A 21,440-nucleotide genomic window follows, 5' to 3' on the forward strand; every position below is an offset into this window, starting at 1 on the left:
CGATTGGCGATTGATGCGCGACACTATGCAGGGCGCGCGAGCCGTCAAGCGATGCGGAGAAACTTATCTGCCGATGCCGTCCGGGTTCAAGTCAATGGATGACGGCGGCATGGAGGCGTACGAAAAGGCCTACAAGCGCCGCGCTATAGTGCCCGATATTCTGGCGCCATCTGTCGCGGCGATGATCGGCATCATCCATGCCAAGGAAACGCAGATCACCATTCCTGATGGCCTTTCCTCGATCTGGGAGAACGCCGACGGCGAAGGAATGAGCCTAGAGGCATTCCACCGCCGGATTACCCGCTATCTGCTCTGGCTGGGCCGCTATGGGGTGCTGACGACTGCGCCGGCAGAAGGAGGAGAGCCTTTCCTCGCTGGATATGCCGGTGACAGCATCATCAATTGGGATCGCGATTTTTTCGTGCTGGATGAGAGCGGCAAGAAACGTTCAGGCTTCGAGTGGAAGGATAACCCGAAGTTCCGCGTTCTGGACTTGGTGGACGGATACTATGTGTCGACGGTCTATGAGGGCGAGAGTTTCGATACAGTGGCTGTCTCCGAACCGGTGGCGCTCGGCGGTGGCCGTCTCGACTTCGTGCCGTTCTTCGTCGGCAATGCCCGTGACGTTGTTCCAGCGGTAGAAACCCCGCCACTGGTTGGCATCGCGAACGCTATCATCAATGCCTACCAGCTTTCCGCTGACTGGCGCTGGCAGCTTTACATGTCGGGCCAAGAGACACTCGTGGCCATCAATGGCGAGGCACCCAAGACCGTTGGCGCTGGTGTCGTGCATCAAATGATGGGCAATGACACGATGACGCCTGATCTGAAATACGTGTCCCCGACATGTGCAGGCATCCAGAAACATGAGGATGCGATCGAGAAGCAGAAGGAAGCCGCTGTTATGGCTGGCGCCCGGCTGTTCGAACAACAGCAGTCAACGCAAGAGAGCGGCGAGGCGCGCAAGCTTCGCTTCGCCAGCGAGACCGCAAACCTCATGAGCGTTGCGCAGGTGTCCGCCGCATTGCTTGAGCGAGGGCTGAAGGCCGCAGCGCGGATGAAGGGGCTGGAAGACAAAGAGATAGTGGTTGTCCCTCCGAAAGACCTTCTCGACAGCACCATGTCGCCGGCGGATTTCGCACAACTGTTCTCGGTATACACCCAGAACGGTATCTCTTGGGAAACCTTCTATGAACGCGGCCAGGCAGGCGGGATATTCTCGTCGGAGCGTGACGCAGATGAGGAATACGCGCTTATCGACCCCGAAGGCGCGGAAGAGGAGCGGCTCGCAGCCGTAGCCTGACATCGGCCGTAGTGCGGCCATATCAACCACCAGCAGGAGAAAAGGCCAATGGCCCTGAAACTCGTTCTGGACTCGCTCGACAATGTCGAGGAGGCCATCAAGTCCCTTTATGTCGAACACTCCGATGGCAAGTTCCATCTGGATACCGACGCCGACAGCGTCCGCGGTCACCGCGACGTTCTCCCTCTTGCCAACGCCTATGAGCGCACCAAGGCCGATCTGGCAACCGCCAAGACTGACCTTTCCACCGCGAAACAGAAGGTGGCGCCCGAAGACTTCGATCCGGAGACGTGGAAGAAGCTGAAGGACGGCAAGACCGATGACGCCGCGCACCAGCGCCAGCTTGTCGAGCTTCGCAAGACCCTCGAAGCCGAACGCGATGAGTGGAAAGGCAAGTTCGAAGGCGAAGTCACCAAGGGCAAAAAGGCCGCCGTCAACGCGGCGCTGACAGATGCTCTCTCAGCCTCCGGCATCACCAACCCGACATTCGTAAAGGCCGCCCGTGCGCTTCTGGAGCCGCGTGTGGCCATGGATACGGATGAAGCCTCCATGGATATCGGCCTTGGCCCCATGGGCATTGCCGAAGCCGTCAAGCGCTGGTCCGCAGGTGATGAGGGGAAGGCCTTCGTGGCACCTGCCAAAGGCGACAATGCCAAGGGCAACGAGAACGGCCACCAACATCAGCAGGTGAAGGGTGACTTCGGCGGGGACGCCAAGGCCCGCGCTGCCGCAATCTCCGCAAAGTTCCCTGAACTGAGCGAAGGCGCCTGACACCTGACCATTCGCCCATAGCGGCGTCTCTCCCGTGATCTCAATGAGGTGACGGGCATCTGGGCAATGCCCGCAATCACACCCAACCATCACGGAAATCAGAAAGGAAACGACCATGTCTCTTTCGCAGATGCAGGTCTTCAACAAATACTTCATGCCCGCGACCATCGAAACGCTTGCCCAGATGGTCGAGAAGTTCAACGCGGCTTCCGGCGGTGCTATCCGCCTGACCACGGAAGGCTTCGAAGGCGACTTCCTTCAGGAATCGTTCTACGCTGCCATTCACTCCGCCCAGCGCCGCGTTGACCGCTATGCTGCTCAGGCCAGCGCTTCTGCCACCGACCTGACACAGCTCAAGCATTCGTCTGTCAAGGTTGCCGGCGGCTTCGGCCCCGTTCGCTATGAGCCGTCGCAGATGACCTGGCTGGACAAGCCGACCGCAGAAGGTATCGAGGTTGCTTCCCGCAACTTCGCAGAAGCCCTTCTCCGCGACCAGTTAAACACTGCCGTGGCTGCACTCGTTGCCGCTATCAGCAATCAGGCGGCTGCCACTAATGATGTGTCAGCCACCGCTGGTGTCAGCTACATCACCATGAACGACGCTCACGCTAAGTTCGGTGATCATTCTGGCAATCTCATCTCCCAGGTCATGAACGGCACGGCCTATCACAAGCTGATCGGCCTCAACCTCGCGAATGCACAGCAGCTCTTCCAGGCCGCAAACGTTCGCGTCGTGGATATCCTCGGCAAGATGGTCATCGTCACCGATGCTCCGGCTCTCTACGAGGCTGGCACGCCGAACAAGATCAAGGTGCTGTCTCTGGTCGCCAACGCCGCCACCGTGTCTGACAGCCGCGACATTATCTCGAACATCGAGACGAAGAACGGCCAGACCCGCATCGAGACGACGCTGCAGGTGGACTACACCTTCGGCCTCGGCCTCAAGGGCTACACCTGGGATGAGGGTAACGGCGGCAAGTCCCCGACCGACGCGGAACTCGCGACCGGCACCAACTGGGATAAAATCGCCAGTGACATAAAACACACCGCAGGGGTGATTACGATTGGCGACCCCACGAAGTAAGTGGTAGAAACAGCGAACCCGCCGGATGCGTCAACATTTGGCGGGTTCTAACCAAGCCCGAACATTGGAGGTTCGTGATGGCTGTTTCCCGTATATGCTCGATTCCTGAATGCAGCAATAAGCACAAAGGCCACGGCCTATGTGTGATGCACCTCTCCCGATTGAAGAGACATGGTGACCCTATGGCAGCCAGGCGCTACCCAAAGCGCGGACAGCCGTGGCAGTATATGTTGGATCACATGCACGATGGCTGCCCTAAATGGCCTTTCGCGAGAAACTCTCGCGGTTATGGGCACATCCAGTGCGACGGGAAGGTAAAAGACCTTCACCGGGTCGTTTGCGAGATTGTACACGGTCCAGCCCCAACACCAGATCATGACGCTGCGCACAAATGCGGGCTTGGACACGAAGGATGCTTCGGCGCGGACTGTATTGTCTGGAAGACGAAGACAGACAACCAAGCAGACCGCGTTGAGCATGGAACCCATGACCGTGGTGATAGGATGTGGGCATCGAAACTGACCGAAGACAGCGTTCGGCAAATTCGAAACATGCAGGGCAAGAAAACACAGCGAGAGATAGCAGAAGAATTTGGCATCTCGCGCCCTCACGTCAGTATGATCCAGTCTCATCATGCGTGGTCGTGGTTGGAATAGATTGGACTGAATTACTTCCCATTTGGCCGCCCTCTGAGGCGGCTTTTTCTATGGAGAGACGAGAAATGACGAAAGAACGCGAGATCGCTTATGAGCCTCATCCGGTCTCCCCGGAACGGAAGGCTGAACTGCGGAAGGCCGGTTACAAGATCATCGACGCCCGCTTCAATCCGGATGTGAAATCGGCGCCAGAAGCTTGCAATCCTGCCGCGGATATCGGCACGGACAGCGGCGAGCAGTTCTCCGACGAACAGCTTCGCGAAATCATCACCAAGGAAACCGGCGAGGCTCCGCATCCCCGGCTTGGCCGCAAAAAGCTCATCGAGCAGTTCAACGCTCTCAATGCCGCCGCCCATCAGGAGGAAACCGCATCCAACGGTCTTTCCCGCCGCGAGATTGAGGCCGATCTGTCCGCGATGGAAGTTGAGTTCGACCCGACAAACGACATCGAAGATCTTGCCGCCTTGCGCGACCTGAGCCGCGAAGAACGCAACAAATAATCCTCACAAAGCGCAGGAGAGCCATCAATGAGTGTCGTTGTATCCTTCTTCAAACCGGGAGGCATTGGTGGCGTCGGTGCTGCTCCTGGCATTGGCTACTGCCGCGCTACCGAGGTTTTGGCCGTACCTGGAACCACAACAACTGCTTCACAGGCGGGAGAGATGATCCTGATTGTGAGCAGCGAGAGCAACGTGGTTCGTGTGGCTCATGGCAACACACCGGATGCTGCCGCTGCGGCGGCCACCTCCGACACCACGGCAGGCTATCCCGTCGCCCCCGGCATCATGGTTCATGTGGCGCCCGGTATAGGCCACAAGATAAACGTCAAGGCTCTGTCCTGATGGCCGATATCGTTAAATTCTATCCGGCAGACGCGGCCAAGAAGGCGGATAACGTCATTGAACAGGCCATCGGCGTCTACGACCAGGTGATCATCATCGGTTGGGACAAGGACGGGAATCTTGATGCCCGCGCAACGCTCGGCCTGAAGGATGGCGGCGACGTGCTTTGGCTTCTCGAAACGTTCAAGCACAAACTGATGAACGGTGACTATTCAGGGGACGTAGACTGATGGCTGACAACTACGGCACCCTTGCCGGCGCTCTTGCCTACCACGACAGCCGTGGAAACGCGGCGTGGACTGCGGCAGGGGTTGATGACGCCAAGCGAGAGGCTGCGCTCCTGCGGGCTTCTGAGGCGATTGACGGCATCTATGGCCCTCGCTTTCCCGGCAAGAAGGTAAGCCGCTCTCAGGCGCGCGCATGGCCACGCACAGGCGCCGTCGATCTCTGCTCGAATGAGCCGATACCGGAAGACGAAACGCCGGTTGAAGTCGAGAACGCAACATATGCTTTGGCATTGGCGGAACTGGCGGCGCCGGGATCATCCACCCCCACACTGACGCTCGGCAAATCCGTTAAGCGCCAGAAGGTCGGGAGCATCGAGCGCGAGTTCTTCAGTCCGCAAGAAGGCGTCCCGATCACCATTGAAAGCCTGCGGCCGGTCCTTACCGCAGTTGAGGACGTCCTACGCTGCATCATAACGCCCGATCCCGGCAAGGGCGGCACGTTCAAGTTGGAGCGGTTCTGATGACGTTCTACGATGAAATGCGGGAAGTCGCAGAGGAAATGATTGCCGAGTTCGGAATGCCTGGCGCAATCCGCCGCGCGGTTAAGACCGGGCCAGACTACGACCCCGAGATCACCGAGACGGACTATCCGTGCACGCTGGTCACGTTGGAATATGACGACGCCAAGGTGGACGGCACGCTGATCCGCAAGACGGACAAGATGATCTACGTATCGACGGCCGGCCTCAACATCACGTTGGCCGAGAGCGACAAGGTAGTCGCCGCCGGGGAGGTCTACGCCATCGAGAACCTCAAGCCGCTGTCACCGGCTGGTATTGTGGTTTATTACGAGGTTCAGGGAAGGCGATAGGACAAGACCATGGCTGAAACGATGATCGACAGGGTGGCAAAGGCCATCAAAGCCGAGACTGACAAGTTTGATATGCCGGTCAATCTCTACATCGAGCCAGAGGCTGGAGCGCGCTTCGAACGGGATAACCCCGGCAAGGATCGCTTTCTTGATGCTGAACTTGACGATCTGGAAAGCTACCGGATCATTGCGCGGGCAGCCATCACAGCCATTCGCGATGAGGAAAGGCAATCGTGCTTCGATCTTGTCGGGGAACTCGTGGGTCACTCCATGTATCACATCAAGGCTGGATCGAAGGGCGATGATGATCTTGTCTTCAATGACGCCATCCATGCAGCGCAGCGAGCGCTCAAGGAATAACCATTGAACGACAACGTGCCGCCATCGATCGCAGCCCGCATTCTCGTGCGCGGCGTGATCATCGGCTTCCTCATTGCATGCGCTGCAAGGCTTGGCTGGGCCGCTGGTGGCTGGATAATGGGGTGAGGCATGACGTTTGACGAACTGCTCGACCGGTACGAGCCACGGCTTGCGGCTGCGTTCCGAGAGGCTATAGACGCAATCAAGTCGAGCATCATCCTTGCTCGCGTCGTTGATCGTCTGGAGCGCGGCGACATCAACGGCGCCGTAGAGGCCATGCAGATTGATGCCGATGCTTTCAGTGCCTTGGAAATCGCGTTGCAGGAGGCGTTTAACGCAGGTGGCGTCAATCTCACTGGCGAACTGCCTAGAGTGACGGATCCGAACGGTAATCGTGTCATCTGGCGTTTCGGCGTGCGAAACCCGGAGGCAGAGCGCGTTCTTCGCGAGCTGTCCTCAACGATGGTGACGCACATAACCGACGATCAGCGTGACGGCATCAGGTACGCGCTCGAACAGGGGCTCGTACGTGGCGCCAACCCTCGGTCAACGGCTCTGGATATCGTCGGGCGGCAGAACGCAGTCACCAAGCGTCGTGAAGGCGGCGTAATCGGCCTCACACGCCACCAGATTGAGTTTATCGAGCGGGCGCGGGTGAACCTGTCGTCTGGCGATCCGGCGCTTATGCGGCAGTATCTGACGCTCAAGACGCGTGACAAGCGTTTCGACGGCACTGTGCTCGCCGCAATTCGTGCTGGGAAACCAATCCCGACAGAAACGCTCAATAGGATCATTGCCAGGCTAAATGACAAGAACCTGTTGCTGCGCGGTGAAATGCTGGCCAGAACAGAAACGATGATGGCGCTCGGTGCTTCTCGCGATGAAGCTTTGAGACAGCAAATCGCCGCCGGCAAGGTAGCCGCGCAGGATGTGACGAAGAAGTGGCACTCGGCGGGTGACAATCGGGTCCGGCATACGCACCGGGTTTTGAATGGCAAGACCGTCGGAATAGACGAGAGCTTCCAGTCACCGTCTGGTGCCTTGCTGCGATATCCGGGCGACCGACAGGCGCCGATCAGTGAAATCTCCGGGTGCCGGTGCTGGGTGGAGTACAAGGTCGACTACATCGGCGGCGCAGCAAGGCGATACAAGGCGGAGCTGGTTTGATGGCAAAGCTTTCTTTCGGCTCGTCTATAGCCGCGTGGGCCGAAAAGGTGGAAGGCGCGACGGAGGCGGTCTTCAAGGAGAGCGTGCAAGAAGTCGTGGCGGAAATGCAGACCCCAACGTCGCAAGGCGGGCGGATGCGCGTCGACACTGGCTTCCTTCGTGCTTCCTTGCTGGCTTCATCGACTGCCATGCCCACAATCAATCGGGCATCGGTCCCGGTGGGGGACAGACATACTCCGCCAGCTTCGCTGAGATTGAGGCAGTTATCGCCGGATCATCGCTCGGTGACACGCTCTATTTCGGCTACACGGCTGCATACGCTGGCTATCGTGAATACGGAGCTAATGGGCAGCCGCCCGATGCTTTCGTGCGCATGGCGGCTCAGAACTGGAAACAGATCGTAGACAGGAACACCGCAAGGGCTAAGGCTGCGTTTGGTCTTTAGCGTCTTCTGACTTCTTCACCATCGCCGCCTGAAGGCTTAGCAATGCCAAGCGCGCGGCTTTGATGGTGTTGTCACCGAATGAGCTTTCGCCGGTCTGCTTATTGAACAGCAGATACGCCTCGTGCAGGCGGTCGTATATCTCGCTGTCTGTAAGGGGCGGCTTTTCGGACATAGAGGTTGAATACATGGCGACGGGAACGGACGCAACAATCCTTGCTGCGCTGATCGAGCATCTTAAAACGCTTTCATTCTCGCCCGCGCTCCAGATCGTAATGCCGGGGGTTGATTTCCCCGCCGCAGGTCAGACGAAGCCAGACAATTACCTTGCTGCGTTTTTCATGCCCAATGAAACCACCAACAGTGAACTAGGTGCGGGGCAGGAACAGCGCCGTGGCATGCTGCAAGTGTCCGTCTTCTGGAAGAAGGGCGCCGGGCATATCAAGCCGCTCGAGGCCGCAGACAAGATCATCGCCCACTTCGCCAAAGGCACCACGCTCAACGCCGATGGCCTGAAGATCATCATCGATCGCAAGCCTTACGCCGCCTCACCACTCCAAGAAACCGACCGTGTGCAGGTGCCTGTGACGGTCCGATATCACTGCTTTGCATAGGAAAGGATATCCCCATGGCAGGCATCAAAACCACGCTGGCGGGCACGAAAGTGTCGATCAGCACTGCGCCCGTTACGCTCCCACTCAACGCCGCTGCTTTTGGCGCGCTCACGTTCACCGAGATCAAGTCGGTTGGCAACCTGGGTGACTACGGCTCGGCGCCCAACATCGTGAATTACGACACGCTCGATACCGACGTTCGCTCCAAGGCCAAGGGCGTTGAAGATGCCGGCGAACTTTCGATCGAAGTCGCGCGCATCTTCGATGATCCCGGCCAGATCGCCATCCGCGCCGCCGCTATCACCAAGTTCTATTATGCGGTCAAGGTCGAGTATGCCGACGCGCCGTCCGAAGACTGGTCCAACACCATCATGTACGCAGCCGGTCCGGTAACTGGCCCGCAGCTTCTCGGCGGTGGCACGGATGATTTCGTTCGTGAAAGCTACACCGTGGCCTTCACGGATCAGCGCCCGCTCTTCATCGCCCCCGTCAACACGCCATAAGGTGACAAATGGACCTTCTGAAACTCACCCCGAACACCATCACGGTCGACCTGAAGCACCCCGGCACCGATGCGCCGCTCGGCGTCAAGGTCGAACTGCAGAGCCTCGAAAGCGACGAGGTGAAGGCAGTCGAGCGCACCTTGAAGAACAAGGCACTCAGGGGCGGTCGCAACAATGTCACCGCCGAGAGGATTGACGACAACACCGTAGCGATCCTGTCGGCTGCTATCGTCGGCTGGGAATTCACCGGTGATGCCAGCCTGGCGGGCGACAAGAAGCCTGCCTGCAACGCCGCCAACAAGCGCAAGCTGCTTCAGGTGCCAGCGCTGGCGAAGCAGATCGATCTCGCTCTGGGGAATGAAGCCGCTTTTTTCGAGCAGTCGGCGACGAGCTAGTCGCCGCAGTCTCCCAGATCGCTAAGTGGGAGACCCCCGGATACGAACTCAACGACGGGCCGAAGACGAAAGTCATTCTCACCCGTCGCGAGTTCAACGAGCGCTTCGATAAGGCTGACGAGAACCCCGACGAGCCGGACATCCGCGAGGACATAGAGCATATCTGGGCTTGGTACTGGCAATTGCATGCCAGACGCCAGCACGGTGCCAATGGGCCGCAGGCGATCAGCTATCCCGAAATAGCCGCATGGTCTCGCATGACCGGTGAGATGCTTCTGCGCGAGGAAGTCGCAATCCTGATCCGAATGGATGACGGATACCGGAACGCGCTGGCCGAAGAGATGGAGGTGCAGCGGAAGGCGAGGGCGGCGGGTTAGTTTGTGAACTCGCCTCTGTCAGCCTTTGCTGCCTGTTCACGAGTAATGTACCCATTGGCGGCGCAATGATCGCGCAAAGCCTTTGCTGGCGAGCCTTCGCGCGTCAGTGTGGCGCGGCAACCACTGACCATTGTTCTTTCCTGTGAAGCTGCCTCGGCGGCTTGTTTCTGCTGGTACTCACTCCAGGCGAAATACCCGCCTCCCGCGATTATCACGACGCAGGCAGTAGCAATCAGAAATTTCAACCAACCGTCCATTCTGGCTCCCTCTGAGGTTGCCGGAACCATACGCATTGAAACGCCGGAAGGTAAAGCCCTATGGATATCGCGCAGCTCGGCATCGAGGTCCAATCCGGCGGCGTCAAGAGCGCAACCAACGACCTGAAACAGTTCACGAATGCTTCTCGTGTTGCTGAGCGTGCTGCTGCTGGGCTTTCTGACGCATCAGGCAAGTTTTCCACATCTGAGATTGCGGGCATGGCTGCGGCTATGGGCACCGTGGAGAAGACGTCAAATGCAGCCGCTAAGGCACTCGCGGCTGCTTCTCTCGCCGCACAGCGTGCGGGGTCTGTGGGCGCTTCTGGAGTAAAGTCCCTCGGTCAGGCATCCGGTGCTGCTCGCGCTCAGGTGCAGAACCTCTCTTATCAGATGCAGGATATCGTCACGATGATGGCGATGGGGCAGTCGCCTTTCATGCTGCTGGCCCAACAGTTGCCACAGGTGACGCAGAATGGCGGTCAGCTCAACGGCGTATTATCGGCCATCAAGCAGACAATCACCGGTCTGATAAGCCCTCTCGGCTTGGCAACGACTGCGTTTGTGCTGATTGGTAGCGCTGCGGTATCCTATTTCACCGAATGGATGTCCAAAGGTTCAGAGAGCAACAAGATTGCCGAAGAGCAGGCGCGTCTTATCGAAGCTGTTGCTGACGAATGGGGTAAGGCAGTTCCAGCGCTCCAGGCCTACGTCGCAGCGCTCAAGGACGCGAAGAGTGCCGCAGACCTAATCAACGTGACCAATACGCTCGCTGATAACCAGTGGGACTTGGCTCGTCAGCAGGTCCATAATCTGAACGTCGAAATGGGTAACACCATTTCCCTTATGACGCAGGCAGGCGCAGAGAGCGAGACCATCTATTCCTTCCAGAAAGCCTGGGAGGACGTGACAAGGGCGGTTTCTGAAGGGCGGCAGGATCTGGACGCTATGAAGCGCGTTCAGGACGCTCTTGCCAGTGCCATCTCGCAGACTGGCGTTCCGGCGCTCAGTGGCTTCGAAACGGCGTTCAACGACCTATCACAGACGATCGCTGGCGCCACGCGGCAGGCTGCTACGTTCAGGGAGGCCGCGGTGCAGGCTTTGCTTGTCGGACAGAATGGCCCGAAATTGGGAGAACTGTCCCCGCTGTTCTCTGAGAACGGGCGCTTCTACTCGGGTGAAGACTTCACGCCACGTGATGCTCCGACACCATCGGGTCGTCCTCTTATCGAACTGGAGGGTTTGCCTAGTGTTGGAGGTGGGCGCACGAAGACCGCAAAGCAAAGCGGATACGAGACAGCCACTGCCTCAATCGCCGAGCAGACGCGCGCCCTACAAGCCCAGACAGCGGCTCAGTCCACCCTGAACCCGCTGGTGAGCGATTACGGGTATGCTGTGGCTAAAGCAAAGGTCGAGACTGACTTACTGTTGGCCGCTGAGAAGGACAAGAAGGCGATCACGCCGGAATTGACGGCTCAGATCAGCGCGCAGGCCGAAAGCTATGCTCAGGCTGTTGTCGAACAGAACCGGCTGACGGAAGCCACGAAGAAGGCGACGGAAGCGGTCAACTTCGTAAAGAACACGACGGCGGGCTTCATCAACGACCTTCGGGATGGCTTGAAGAATGGCGAGAGCTTCTGGGAATCGTTCAGCAACGCGGCGTTGAACGTCCTCGATCGTATCACCGACAAGCTGCTCAACGACGTCATGGATGCCATCTTCAAGGTGTCGAATGCCGGTTCCTCGTCTGGCGGCGGTGGCTTTCTGTCCAGCCTTTTTGGTGGGTTGTTCGGGGGAAAGTCCGCTTCGTCCTATGCGGGGCTATCTGGCGGCTTGTTCGCTGACGGTGGATATACTGGCAACGCATCTGCAAAGGCTGTGGCTGGCGTCGTACACGGCGGCGAATACGTCTTCTCCAAGAAGGCGACCGACAGGATCGGCATTGGCAACCTCGATGCCATGCATCGCAGCGCCAAGGGGTACGCAGTCGGCGGGTATGTTGGCTCTTCGGCCACGGTGACACCGGCAAACAACAATGTGCAGGCAGGTGGTCAGTCGGTAGTCATGATCCAGCTTTCGCCGGAGCTGGTCGGGCAAATTCTGCAACAGGCGCAGGGCCAGACGGTCCAGATCGTGAAGCAGAACAACAAGAACAAAAACAACCTCTATCAGAACGGGCAGGCGCAGAATGGCTGATCCTGTTTCGCTCCCGTCCGTTGGGTGGAAGGAATGCACCTTCGATCCAGTCCAGCCTCGCAGCATCAACCGCATGGAAGGGCGTAGGACGGAATCGCAGTCGTTCGGCACTCCGTACTGGCGGGCAACCTATCAGGCCACGTGGCTGGACAAGGCCAAGTTCGGCCTGATGGATGCTTTCATGATGCAGGCGGGCGACGACGGCGAAACGTTCCTCGGGTATGACGTCTTCCGCCCGCGACCTATCGCAATGGATACCGGTTCGCCCTTGTCCGGGACCAAGGCGGCTGGCGGCGCATTTAACGGCGATGCCTATCTGCAGGCGATCACAGGAACGACGCAGTTGAACGTTGGCGGGCTTCCTGCCGGCTTCATCCTGTCGCCTGGCGATTACGTTGAACTGAGGATGTCTGTCCTCAAACGATCACTTCACCGGGTTGTCGCCCCAGCCACGGCCTCAAGCGGCGGCTTTGTCACTCTCAACGTCCGTCATCCGGTCGACCGGGATCATTTCACCTCCAGTGCGACGGTTCACTTCGAAAAGCCGTCGTGCACGATGCAGATCGACCCGGACAGCTATTCCGGCGCGAAGTCGTGGGATAACCGCGAGCCATCATTTAGCGCGACAGAGGTCTTCGTATCATGAGCGATACTCCAAAAACGTTGGCTGTGTCGGAGGCTGCCTGCGATGTCTATGTCGATGTCCGATACATCACGGCAAATTACGATCCGTTCGAGCATGTTCGGCCAAGGGTCGAGGAAAAAATCGGGCAGATTAATTCGGTTATCCCTGAGGACACGCAGGACCCAGTTCTGGCGGAGCGCAGAGCATGCGCCATAAGAGCCCTGCAGCAGATGGGGCCGCACTACATGTCGGTCTCGACGGCAATTGCGATCGCTGATGCTATAATGAGGCGGTGCCATGAGCCTTGATCCCGTTGTCACAGCGCAGCTTGAAAAAGGCAGGATCGCTCGCCTCGATCTGATCCGCTTCGATCTCCCCGGCAAGACGGTGGGTTACCACCGCGGCGGCCGGTCCTACACATACAACGGCCTCGTGTATCTGCCGAACCGGTTTCTGGATATCGGCAGCATGACGTCGGCGGTGGGAACGGCAGTCACGACGCGCACCATCACGTTCTCGGATATTCCGGTTACCGACCCCGACGATGCAGTCGCGAAGATCGAGGAGTTCGACTACCAGAACTCGCCGGTGATCATTGCCCATCTCTGCGGTGTTCCGAACACGAACGAGGTCTTGGGCATCCTCGCATCGTCCATCTATGAGATCGATCAGGTGCGCTACAACAAGGGCGCAGTGACCGGCTCGGAGCGCACGCTGACGATGGAGATCGATTTGCAGCCGCCCGGTCGCTCTGCGCGCGGATCTACCGGCGTCAAGCGTTCGATCGCTGAGCAGCAGTTCGACAACAGCCCTACAGACACTGGCCTCGAATACGTGGCCACCAACGCCAGCATTCCTGAGGAATGGGGCCAGAGGCAAGGCTGACCACATGAACCGTTTCCGAATTGTCGAAGCTACGCTGAACGCGGAGCTTGCGAAGCCGTATGCGTATGGCACTGCCGATTGCTTCTTCATGGGCTGTGCAATGATTGACGCGCTGACAGGCGCAGAGACGGCCAAGAAGTATATCGGTAGCTACAAGACCCTCGCAGGCGCCCAGAAGGCCCTCAGGAAGCGGGGACACAAGTCTCTGGTGACATTCTTCACCGCAGAGCTTGAACAAGAGCCAAAGGGCGCCGCAGAGGCGCGGCTGGGGGATCTGGTCATCCTTCGTCTTGCTGATGGCGCTGAGCATGTCGGCGTCTGTCTCGGTATTCGCTTCGTCACAAAAACACCCGACGGCCGGCAGGATTACGGCCTCGGGGAAGTCATCGCCGCCTTTCATATCGGATAATCGTCAATGGCAATTTTTTCACTGATCGGCGGCGCCATAGCTGGTGCGCTGTTCGGCGGCTCTGTGCTGGCTGCGACCCTGATCAGCGGAGCACTTGCGTTCGGCGCTAGCCTTGCGTTCAGCTATCTAAAACGTCCGAAGAAGCGGACATATTCTGCCGTACAGGGCGAAACCAAGTACGGCGGGGATGTTGATGTTGAAACCCTGTTTGGTCACGGCAAGACAAAGGGTCAGCGCTCTTATTATGCGAAGTGGGGACAGGGGAATAAGTTCAACGGCGAAGTTTTTGTGCTGGCCAATGGCTGGTGCGATGGCCTGTTCGATTATTGCTTCGTATACGGTGAGCGCCGCGCGCTGATCCAGGTTGGCAACGTAGGCGGGGAAGCTGCTCACTACCGTGTCGACGGGTTCAGCGACAAGATATCGATCCGGTTCTACGACGGTCGCCCCGGTCAGCCGGTCGACGCAAAGCTAGTCGCGGACACAGCAACTCTTGGCAACGTCTGGAAAAGCACAAGCGTCAATGCGGGCCTCTGCTATGTCGTGGTCGAGCGCCTTTATGACAGTGCGCTTTTCGAGAAGGGCAAGCCCGAGTTCGAATTCGTCATGCGTGGTCTGCGAGAGTATGACCCACGCAAGGATTCGACGGTTGCCGGCGGCTCTGGCCCGCAGCGCATCAACGATGCCTCGACGTGGGTGTTCACGCGCAACCCGGCTGTGCATCGCCTGAACTATCAGCTCGGCCTTCGGGCGATGAACTCCGGACGCACGCTGATTGGTGAGGGTAAGTCTCTCGGCCAGTTGGACCTATCGACCTATTTCGTCGCCATGAACGTGTGTGACACCATCAAGGCCGGAAAGCCGACCTATGAGTGTGGCCTGTGGGTCAATGGCGCCGACGACCACACAGAAGTGCTGAAAGAGTTTGAGGACGCGATGGCAGGCTACGGCCTGAACCGTCGTGGCCTCTCTGGCGTGATTGCTGGCGCACCGCAAATCCCGGTTCTCGAAATCACCAAAGACGATCTCGATATCGGTCGGGATAGCGAGTACCAGTTCAAGAAGTCTGCTTTCGAACGGTATAACCATCTCTCCGGTCAGTTCCTTTCGATCGATGATAATTGGAACCCGCAGAGCCTAAAGCCGGTCTATTCGAATGCTGACGTGGCAGCGGATGGCCGCAACCGGCAGACCAGCAACGATTTCCTTCAGGTCACGGACCCGGATATCGCCCAATACCTCCTGACGATCCGGTACCGCCAGAACCGCATGGGCGGCACGGCTGCTTTGCCTGTCAGCCTCCGCGTTGGCCTGAAGGTTCAGGAAGGCGAGTGGATCGTCTGGAATGGCCGCACATGGATGATCTCGGAGTGGATTTGCGACGAGAGCTTCAACATCACTCTGAAGCTGTCGGAGACCAGCGCTGACATCTACGATGACGGCGGCATTGATCCGGGCCCGGTGGTCATCCCGCCGACGCCACCGATAAACCCCTCGATCCTCACGACCGTTCAGAACTTCACGGTCGAAACCGGGATGATCGAAGGTGCTGAAGGTTTCCAGACGCCGGTTCTCCGGTTCACCTGGGATCCCCCGCAAGACCCGTCGATTGTCGAAGTCATCTTCGAATACCGGATCAGCGGCCAGACGACTGTCTATACCGACGTCTGCAAAGACCCGGAGGCTGGCGTTTACCAGACCTCAAAGGATGTGATTTCGGGTGTGTTTTACAACGCTCGAGCCACGATCAGGACGGTGCCAGACAGGTTTAAGACATTCACGGCTTGGATTACTTCGGCCAACATCACCGGCAATCAGACGGTGTTTGCAGAGATCGATCTGTCAAACATTGAAGAAGCGCTCGGATGGCTCCGCAACAGCACCAGAACCGCACAGGATGCCATCGATGGCCTCATCGCCTCGCAGATGGAACTGGCGACGGTCGCGTACAAAGACACGCGGAAGCTCGCCAGAGAACTGTCCGTTGAGCTTGGTGCGGCCCGTGCCGAATATCGAGAGGATATCCAGCTTGCTGTGAACGAGACCATGGCCGTCGCGGGCAAGGTCGAAACGCTCACGGCGGCACTGGGAGGCAGTTCGGCGTTCGTCAATGTCGCATGGGCTGCCATCGCCGCTCCATCAGGATACGCAGCGCGGTATGGCGTGACGGCCGCTGTCAATGACGGCGCATATCGCGCAGCATCATTGCTGTTGGATGTCCCCGCCAATCCGGCACTGCCGACACGCGTGATTGTCCAGGCCGGACAATTTGTTGTCGCCAGTGACGACGGCAGTGTGATCAAGCAGCCTTTCACTGTGACTGGCGGCGTGCTCTACGCGAACGACATCAGGGCCAATACGCTTTCGGCATTTTCAAGCGTCTTGGGCAATGTCGACATTTCGAGCGCCTACATTGGCACACTGACTGTCGGCACTTCGAATATCGATCCTGGGGCGATCACAGTCGTCGAGACCGCAACGATGGGTGACATCACATCCGATGGATCTAGCTTTTACAACCTCGATGTAACCATAAACCATGGCGCAGGCTCCCCAAGGATACTTGTCACTGGTCAGAGCTATGTGCTGGACGATGTCGGTGGAACCCCAAGAGTGTGGTCGTTCGTCATTCGCGACCAAACAGGCAACGCCGGCCTTGAGGCGCTGCAGGGAAGCGGTGGATCGAATCCTATCAGTTGGATGGCCGTACATAACCCTCCCTCTGGCCGAACGCAGACCACCTACAGGCTTCAGCTTCAGGGTGGATCGTCCCTAAAGTTCAAGTCGAACAAGATCATTGCAATGGTCCTCAAGAGGTAATCCATGACAGCCGGAAATCAGATGCAGGTTGACGCGCTCGTCGCGCTGCAGGAAGCAGAAGTGCGCGAAGAGTTCCTGAAGCAACGGACTTTGCTGCTCGGGCAGCATCTCGTGATGCAGAAGCAGGAAAACAAAGCCCTTCTCGACAAGATCAACGGCCTTGAAGCCGATCTACGCCTTGCGAAAGGCGACAGCGATCCCGCCATAACGGTAACGGAGCATCCGAATAATGGCTAACACCACATGGTATGGCGACGGTACGGCTACCGTTGCTGTCGGCTCTCGCACTGTCACCGGCACGGACACAGGCTGGCTGACGGAAGTTGCTGGTCTGACCCCGATCAAGGTTGGAGACAAGTTTGGCATTCACGTCGGCCGCCCGATCGTGATCGAGCAGATCATCAGCGACACTGAGCTGCTGCTTGCTGATGATTGGCCCGGTCCGGCTCAGACAGATGCACCATACAAGATCGAGCTGACCTCGCCAACGATTGCCGCAGTCGAAGCTATGCGCCGGCTGCTGGCGTCGTTGTCAAATGGCAACCTCGACAGCCTATCTGAAATCTCGGTCGGCACGGATGACATTCCGATCGGTATCGGGCCGGGTGTATTCGGAACAGTCAAAAAGTCTGAGCTGAAGGACGGCGTGCAGTTCGATGAGGCTGTTGCCGATTTGGCTGGTCGTGCCGCTTACGATACCGCCGCAGCTGACTTCCGCGTGCTGGTGGCCGATATTGGCGACGGTCGCTCCGCCGTCTACATCAAGGAGTCCGCGACTTCTGGCGACTGGAGCGTGCCCTATTACATCACCGGCACGGTTGGCCCAGCTGGCGTCAATCAGCGCGGCAACTACAGCGCAGGCACGACCTACGCGATCCGCGATATCGTTCAGTATGAGGGATCGACGTGGATCGCCAAGGTGGAGACCACCGGCAATGCGCCGCCGACACTGCCGACTACAGAGAACACGCAGTGGCTTCTATTCGCTCGCTCTGGCACTCCGGGCGTGGTTGACCGCGGCGCCTATAGTGGAGCGACGGCCTACGCGACGAACGATATTGTTCTCAATAGTGGCTCGACGTGGATTGCGCTCCAGCCGACCACGGGGAACGCGCCACCAGTTCTGCCTGCCGAGAGCAACGCCTACTGGCGGCTGCTGGCCCGCAAGGGAACGGATGGAACGGGAACGGGTGACGTTGTTGGGCCTGCCGGTGGCGTTGCGGTCAATGACTTGGCTGTCTTTGCCGATGCGACAGGCAAGCTTCTCAAGAAGGCGCCAAACAACGTTGTCGGCAATGCACTGTTGTCTCAGCTCGCCGCGCCTGCGATTAAGGGGCGGCTGACGGCCGGAACCGGCAACGTTGAGGACTTAACGCCTGCGCAAGCCAATCAGTTGTTGGGTGGATGGGAGCCTATTGGATCCCTTGATCTGACCGGTCAAACATCGGGCATAGTAAACAACCTTTCAGCGTTCAGAATTATAAAGATATCGAGTGATTTCTCTCTCTCAGGAACGGACTACGCCATTGTGCAAGTCTCTACTGATAATGGCTCTACATTTCTTACCTCAACGGCTGACTACACTTACAAGGTATCTGATGTTGGATCGTCAGGGACCGTCAGTGGTGGGGTTGGGTCATTTGCTGGAATACTCCTAGGAAACGGACAGGCTGGAAGTACCGCTAGTTTATTCGGCTTTAATAAGTCCAGAAGAGCAAGAGCTGTTGTCCTTCAGTCGTTCAGGACGGGTGATGACACGCTTAGAACCTTGTCATCAGAACTGCCAGGAACAACCGCAAGAAACGCAATTAGAATCGTATCTGCCGCATCCTTGTTCGCTTATGGCAGCTTCTTCTTCGAAGGGATACGAGGATGAAAATTCAGATCCTTGATGCGGAAACAGGCGAAGTCATCGAGCGGCCCATGACCACGGCAGAAATTGAAGAACGTCAGCAGTCCATCCCGCCGACCGTCCCCACCATCACCGATTACGAAAACGCCATTCAGAACCTTGTCGATGAAACTGCCCGTGAGAAGCAGTTCCGCGACGGCGTGACGCTGGCATCCTACATCGGGTCGACAAAGCCGAAGTGGGCTGCAGAGGCGCAGGCCTTTGTCGCGTGGCGCGATAACGTCTGGTTCTATGCTTATGGCGAATTGGCCAAGGTGCAGGCAGGCCAGCGGCCTCAGCCTACCGTCGAACAGTTCCTTGGCGAGATCGCCCCCATCGCTTGGCCGGTAGCGTAACCCGGCACCCATAACCACAATCAGGAGAAGCCTCATGTTGAAGGCTGATGTCGCGCGCTCGATCGAGCGAGTTGCGAGCGTGCACGGTATTGACCCGGCGGCGCTGAAGGCTGTTGTCGAGGTCGAGAGCAACGGCGTTGTTTTTGCGGATATCGACGGCAAGGAAATGCCGATCATCCGTTTCGAAGGCCATTACTTCGACCGGCTGGTGACGGCGTCTCGTCGTGAGGAAGCGCGGCGTCTCGGTCTTGCATCCCCGAACGTCGGTGGAGTGAAGAACCCGGCATCGCAGAAAGCCCGCTGGCAGCTTCTTGGGCGCGCAATGACGATCGACAAGCAGGCAGCCCTTGAAAGCACGTCCTTCGGCGTTGGGCAGGTCATGGGGAGCCACTGGAAGGCACTCGGCTATCCAACTGTCATCGATCTGTTCGAAGCTGCCCGCAGCGGCGTAGAGGGCCAGGTCGATTTGATGGTTCGCTTCATCAAGACGAACAATCTCCTTGGCGCTTTGAGCCGGAAGGATTGGGCGGGGTTTGCTCGAGGCTATAACGGTCCGGCCTACAAGAAGAATGCCTACGACACGAAAATGGCCGCCGCCTATGAGCGCTATGCGAGGAAAGAACCGGTCGCATCTGGTGCGACGGGGATGCTTCGTCTCGGCTCCAAGGGGGCAGGTGTTCGCGAAATTCAGGTGCTTCTCACGCGCGCCGGCCATTCCGTTCCTGCCGATGGTGACTTTGGGCCTGCCACTGATCGTGCGCTACGCAGCTTTCAGGATGAAAACTCTCTGACGATCGACGGCGTTGCCGGTCCGCAGACCATGCGCAAGCTGAAAGAGTTTCAGGTGTCCGCAGATGAGAAGCCGGGAAACCTAGGGATCGCGCAGGTGCCGGAAGTGAAGAACGCAGCGCGCAACTTCGGCCCGCTTGCCTTGGTCACCGCTGCGCGCGACCAGATTGCCGAACTCGCAACCTACGTCACCGGCATCAACTCGGATCTGGCGAACACCATTGCGAACGGGATGCTGGCCGTTTCGGGCGCCATCGGTCTAGGTCTCACGATCTGGGGCGTCTACGGCTGGTGGAAGAGCAAACAGACGGTGGAACAGGCATGATCTGGGCACTCACCCCCAACTGGCTGAAAATCGCTGCTGCTGGCCTCCTCTGCGCCGTTCTGTTGGCTTCTGGCTCCTACTGGCTGGGAAAGCGCGAAGGTCGCTCACAAACCCAGATTGAGGCTGCCAAGGAAGCGCTCGATCGCATCAATCAACTGGAGAAGAACAATGCCTCTTTCCGCAACATGTCGGATCGCGACCGTTGCCTTGTTTTCATGCGCGATAGCGGCTTGCCAGACAGCACCTGCGACTAATGGGGCTGGCTACAGCTTCGTTAAGTTCTCGGACCCACAGGCGGCGCGTCTGGCATCACAAGATGAAACAGCCGGTCCCGCAATCTACTCCAACAATCGCCAGTGCAACCAAGACGCTGCCTGCCGGAAATGACGGCGGGAGCGACAATGGAAAGTGGATATCAGGGCACGGGAATGTGGGTGCGGATCCAGCACCGCTTCGGCCCACGCATGATGGAATGGTTCATGGCTGGGCATCTCATCGCCTTCGGGTGGGTTCTCCTCCTTCCATCGCAGACCTTCAATCAACCGGCATTCGTGGGGTTTAACGACCTCGTGCCGTCCGAGACGTTCCTTGGCTGGATTATGTTCGTCGTCGGTTGTTTACGGATTGTCGGCCTCGTCATCAACGGCGCGAAAAGAAACGTTACTCCACAGATAAGGCAGTTTTCGGCAGCAGCCGGGTGCATGATCTGGTCAGGCATAGCATACGCTTTTGCATCTTCCGGAGTCATCAGTACGTGGATTGCCATCTATCCGCTCTTCGCCATTGGAGAGCTGATCAACATCCACCGAGCGGCGCATGACCAAGGGGAAGCACGCAATGGAAAAATTGGCTGACCTTCCTCCGCTGGCGCTGGTTGTGTTTGCCATCACGCTTGCTGTGATTTTTGCGGTCAGGCATTTTGGGCTTTCGTCTGGTGAGAATGTATCGCCGCAAAAGCGTCATGCTGCCGCGCAGGTCGCCGCCGTCATCGTTGACCCGACTGCTCTGAATAATGCGACAAAAGCGCTGGAGGCGCATACAGAGGCCGTTATCGACCTGAACGATACGATGAAGGCTTCGGGGAAGTCTTTGGCTCACGTAGCAGCCGAGATGGACCGCATTCGCGAAGAACTCAGGATACATCGAGAGATTGCCAGAAGGCCGTGAGCGCCCAGCGCTGGTGCTGATTATGGGATAGGCGGGGAGGGAGTCAACGGGTTATCCACAAGCGCCGTTTTCTGTGGATTTCATTTTACAATTCGATGTTGACATAACTGG

Annotated in this window: 28 protein-coding genes and 2 pseudogenes; 28 read left to right on the forward strand and 2 right to left on the reverse strand. The window is 58.1% G+C overall.

The features are described from left to right. Positions 1-109 precede the first annotated feature (109 nt). The 12 genes and pseudogenes from G3A56_RS28675 (at position 110) to G3A56_RS29430 (ending at position 7,726) form a co-directional block, all read left to right on the forward strand. Positions 110-1,303: a DUF4055 domain-containing protein gene (locus G3A56_RS28675; RefSeq protein ID WP_246231068.1), complete on the forward strand. Its 1,194-nt coding sequence runs from the start codon at positions 110-112 to the stop codon at positions 1,301-1,303. 48 nt (positions 1,304-1,351) lie between these two features. After that, positions 1,352-2,074 carry a phage scaffolding protein gene (locus tag G3A56_RS28680; RefSeq protein ID WP_246231070.1) on the forward strand — a complete coding sequence of 241 codons (723 nt, stop codon included), beginning with the start codon at positions 1,352-1,354 and terminating at the stop codon, positions 2,072-2,074. 115 nt (positions 2,075-2,189) lie between these two features. Beyond that, complete coding sequence (locus tag G3A56_RS01725; RefSeq protein WP_164056065.1) at positions 2,190-3,158, forward strand: major capsid protein; 969 nt, start codon at positions 2,190-2,192, stop codon at positions 3,156-3,158. A 721-nt stretch (positions 3,159-3,879) separates the two neighbouring features. After that, positions 3,880-4,314, forward strand: coding sequence for a hypothetical protein (locus G3A56_RS01730; RefSeq protein WP_142173786.1), 435 nt, complete (start codon positions 3,880-3,882; stop codon positions 4,312-4,314). A gap of 27 nt (positions 4,315-4,341) precedes the next feature. Then, the gene (locus G3A56_RS01735) at positions 4,342-4,656 is read left to right on the forward strand and encodes a hypothetical protein (RefSeq protein ID WP_164056066.1); all 315 of its coding nucleotides are present in this window, start codon (positions 4,342-4,344) and stop codon (positions 4,654-4,656) included. Continuing rightward, positions 4,656-4,886, forward strand: coding sequence for a hypothetical protein (locus G3A56_RS01740; protein WP_164056067.1), 231 nt, complete (start codon positions 4,656-4,658; stop codon positions 4,884-4,886). The genes G3A56_RS01735 and G3A56_RS01740 overlap by 1 nt, the downstream gene beginning before the upstream one ends. Then, positions 4,886-5,404, forward strand: coding sequence for a DnaT-like ssDNA-binding protein (locus G3A56_RS01745; protein WP_164056068.1), 519 nt, complete (start codon positions 4,886-4,888; stop codon positions 5,402-5,404). Before G3A56_RS01740 ends, G3A56_RS01745 begins: the two co-directional genes overlap by 1 nt. After that, positions 5,404-5,754 carry a hypothetical protein gene (locus tag G3A56_RS01750; protein WP_164056069.1) on the forward strand — a complete coding sequence of 117 codons (351 nt, stop codon included), beginning with the start codon at positions 5,404-5,406 and terminating at the stop codon, positions 5,752-5,754. The genes G3A56_RS01745 and G3A56_RS01750 overlap by 1 nt, the downstream gene beginning before the upstream one ends. A gap of 9 nt (positions 5,755-5,763) precedes the next feature. Then, entirely contained in the window at positions 5,764-6,114 is a 351-nt protein-coding gene (locus tag G3A56_RS01755) for a hypothetical protein (RefSeq protein WP_164056070.1), read from the forward strand. A gap of 3 nt (positions 6,115-6,117) precedes the next feature. After that, the gene (locus G3A56_RS29275) at positions 6,118-6,240 is read left to right on the forward strand and encodes a hypothetical protein (RefSeq protein ID WP_281357747.1); all 123 of its coding nucleotides are present in this window, start codon (positions 6,118-6,120) and stop codon (positions 6,238-6,240) included. A 3-nt stretch (positions 6,241-6,243) separates the two neighbouring features. Further along, the gene (locus G3A56_RS01760; protein ID WP_164056071.1) at positions 6,244-7,281 is read left to right on the forward strand and encodes a phage minor head protein; all 1,038 of its coding nucleotides are present in this window, start codon (positions 6,244-6,246) and stop codon (positions 7,279-7,281) included. Next, positions 7,281-7,726 (forward strand): annotated as a pseudogene (locus G3A56_RS29430) (HK97 gp10 family phage protein). Before G3A56_RS01760 ends, G3A56_RS29430 begins: the two are co-directional and overlap by 1 nt. Here the strand turns inward: G3A56_RS29430 and G3A56_RS01765 are convergent. Continuing rightward, positions 7,704-7,898, reverse strand: coding sequence for a hypothetical protein (locus tag G3A56_RS01765; RefSeq protein ID WP_162691458.1), 195 nt, complete (start codon positions 7,896-7,898; stop codon positions 7,704-7,706). The pseudogene G3A56_RS29430 and the gene G3A56_RS01765 overlap by 23 nt on opposite strands. A 13-nt stretch (positions 7,899-7,911) precedes the next feature. On the opposite strand from G3A56_RS01765, the gene G3A56_RS01770 reads away from it, so the two are divergent. From G3A56_RS01770 to G3A56_RS29560, 4 genes are all read left to right on the forward strand, one after another. Beyond that, on the forward strand, positions 7,912-8,337 hold the full coding sequence (locus G3A56_RS01770; RefSeq protein ID WP_164056072.1) for a phage tail terminator-like protein: 426 nt from the start codon (positions 7,912-7,914) through the stop codon (positions 8,335-8,337). Between the two features lie 14 nt (positions 8,338-8,351). Next, positions 8,352-8,840 carry a hypothetical protein gene (locus G3A56_RS01775; protein WP_164056073.1) on the forward strand — a complete coding sequence of 163 codons (489 nt, stop codon included), beginning with the start codon at positions 8,352-8,354 and terminating at the stop codon, positions 8,838-8,840. 8 nt (positions 8,841-8,848) lie between these two features. Beyond that, on the forward strand, positions 8,849-9,235 hold the full coding sequence (locus tag G3A56_RS01780) for a hypothetical protein (protein WP_164056074.1): 387 nt from the start codon (positions 8,849-8,851) through the stop codon (positions 9,233-9,235). Between the two features lie 74 nt (positions 9,236-9,309). Further along, positions 9,310-9,612, forward strand: a complete 303-nt coding sequence (locus G3A56_RS29560) for a phage tail assembly chaperone (protein WP_425503359.1) — start codon at positions 9,310-9,312, stop codon at positions 9,610-9,612. On the opposite strand, the gene G3A56_RS01790 is transcribed toward G3A56_RS29560, so the two are convergent. Next, positions 9,609-9,869, reverse strand: coding sequence for a hypothetical protein (locus G3A56_RS01790; RefSeq protein ID WP_164056076.1), 261 nt, complete (start codon positions 9,867-9,869; stop codon positions 9,609-9,611). The genes G3A56_RS29560 and G3A56_RS01790 overlap by 4 nt on opposite strands. Positions 9,870-9,929: 60 nt before the next feature. Here G3A56_RS01790 and G3A56_RS01795 point away from each other — a divergent pair, with 60 nt between their 5' ends. From G3A56_RS01795 to G3A56_RS01850, 12 genes and pseudogenes are all read left to right on the forward strand, one after another. Next, on the forward strand, positions 9,930-12,062 hold the full coding sequence (locus tag G3A56_RS01795; RefSeq protein ID WP_164056077.1) for a phage tail length tape measure family protein: 2,133 nt from the start codon (positions 9,930-9,932) through the stop codon (positions 12,060-12,062). Then, positions 12,055-12,708: a hypothetical protein gene (locus G3A56_RS01800; protein ID WP_164056078.1), complete on the forward strand. Its 654-nt coding sequence runs from the start codon at positions 12,055-12,057 to the stop codon at positions 12,706-12,708. Before G3A56_RS01795 ends, G3A56_RS01800 begins: the two co-directional genes overlap by 8 nt. A gap of 276 nt (positions 12,709-12,984) precedes the next feature. Beyond that, positions 12,985-13,572, forward strand: a complete 588-nt coding sequence (locus tag G3A56_RS01805; protein WP_164056079.1) for a DUF2163 domain-containing protein — start codon at positions 12,985-12,987, stop codon at positions 13,570-13,572. Between the two features lie 4 nt (positions 13,573-13,576). Then, positions 13,577-13,981, forward strand: coding sequence for a DUF6950 family protein (locus tag G3A56_RS01810; RefSeq protein ID WP_164056080.1), 405 nt, complete (start codon positions 13,577-13,579; stop codon positions 13,979-13,981). A 6-nt stretch (positions 13,982-13,987) separates the two neighbouring features. Next, complete coding sequence (locus G3A56_RS01815) at positions 13,988-16,801, forward strand: phage tail protein (RefSeq protein WP_164056081.1); 2,814 nt, start codon at positions 13,988-13,990, stop codon at positions 16,799-16,801. Between the two features lie 3 nt (positions 16,802-16,804). Further along, positions 16,805-17,038 carry a hypothetical protein gene (locus G3A56_RS01820; protein WP_164056082.1) on the forward strand — a complete coding sequence of 78 codons (234 nt, stop codon included), beginning with the start codon at positions 16,805-16,807 and terminating at the stop codon, positions 17,036-17,038. Next, positions 17,031-18,677: a fusion protein gene (locus G3A56_RS28685; RefSeq protein WP_246231072.1), complete on the forward strand. Its 1,647-nt coding sequence runs from the start codon at positions 17,031-17,033 to the stop codon at positions 18,675-18,677. Before G3A56_RS01820 ends, G3A56_RS28685 begins: the two co-directional genes overlap by 8 nt. Further along, entirely contained in the window at positions 18,674-19,048 is a 375-nt protein-coding gene (locus tag G3A56_RS01830; RefSeq protein WP_164056083.1) for a hypothetical protein, read from the forward strand. The genes G3A56_RS28685 and G3A56_RS01830 overlap by 4 nt, the downstream gene beginning before the upstream one ends. A 34-nt stretch (positions 19,049-19,082) precedes the next feature. Further along, positions 19,083-19,820, forward strand: a pseudogene (locus tag G3A56_RS01835) (N-acetylmuramidase domain-containing protein); the annotation flags it as partial. Between the two features lie 338 nt (positions 19,821-20,158). Continuing rightward, a complete protein-coding gene (locus tag G3A56_RS01840) occupies positions 20,159-20,416 on the forward strand; it encodes a hypothetical protein (RefSeq protein WP_246231074.1) in 258 nt (85 codons plus the stop codon). A gap of 147 nt (positions 20,417-20,563) precedes the next feature. Beyond that, positions 20,564-21,016 (forward strand): hypothetical protein, encoded by a 453-nt coding sequence (locus G3A56_RS01845; RefSeq protein WP_164056085.1) that lies wholly within the window; start codon positions 20,564-20,566, stop codon positions 21,014-21,016. Next, positions 21,000-21,329: a hypothetical protein gene (locus G3A56_RS01850; protein WP_164056086.1), complete on the forward strand. Its 330-nt coding sequence runs from the start codon at positions 21,000-21,002 to the stop codon at positions 21,327-21,329. The genes G3A56_RS01845 and G3A56_RS01850 overlap by 17 nt, the downstream gene beginning before the upstream one ends. The last annotated feature ends 111 nt before the right edge of the window (positions 21,330-21,440 follow it).

It is taken from the genome of Rhizobium oryzihabitans (assembly GCF_010669145.1).
In the GTDB taxonomy this organism is placed as follows: domain Bacteria; phylum Pseudomonadota; class Alphaproteobacteria; order Rhizobiales; family Rhizobiaceae; genus Agrobacterium; species Agrobacterium oryzihabitans.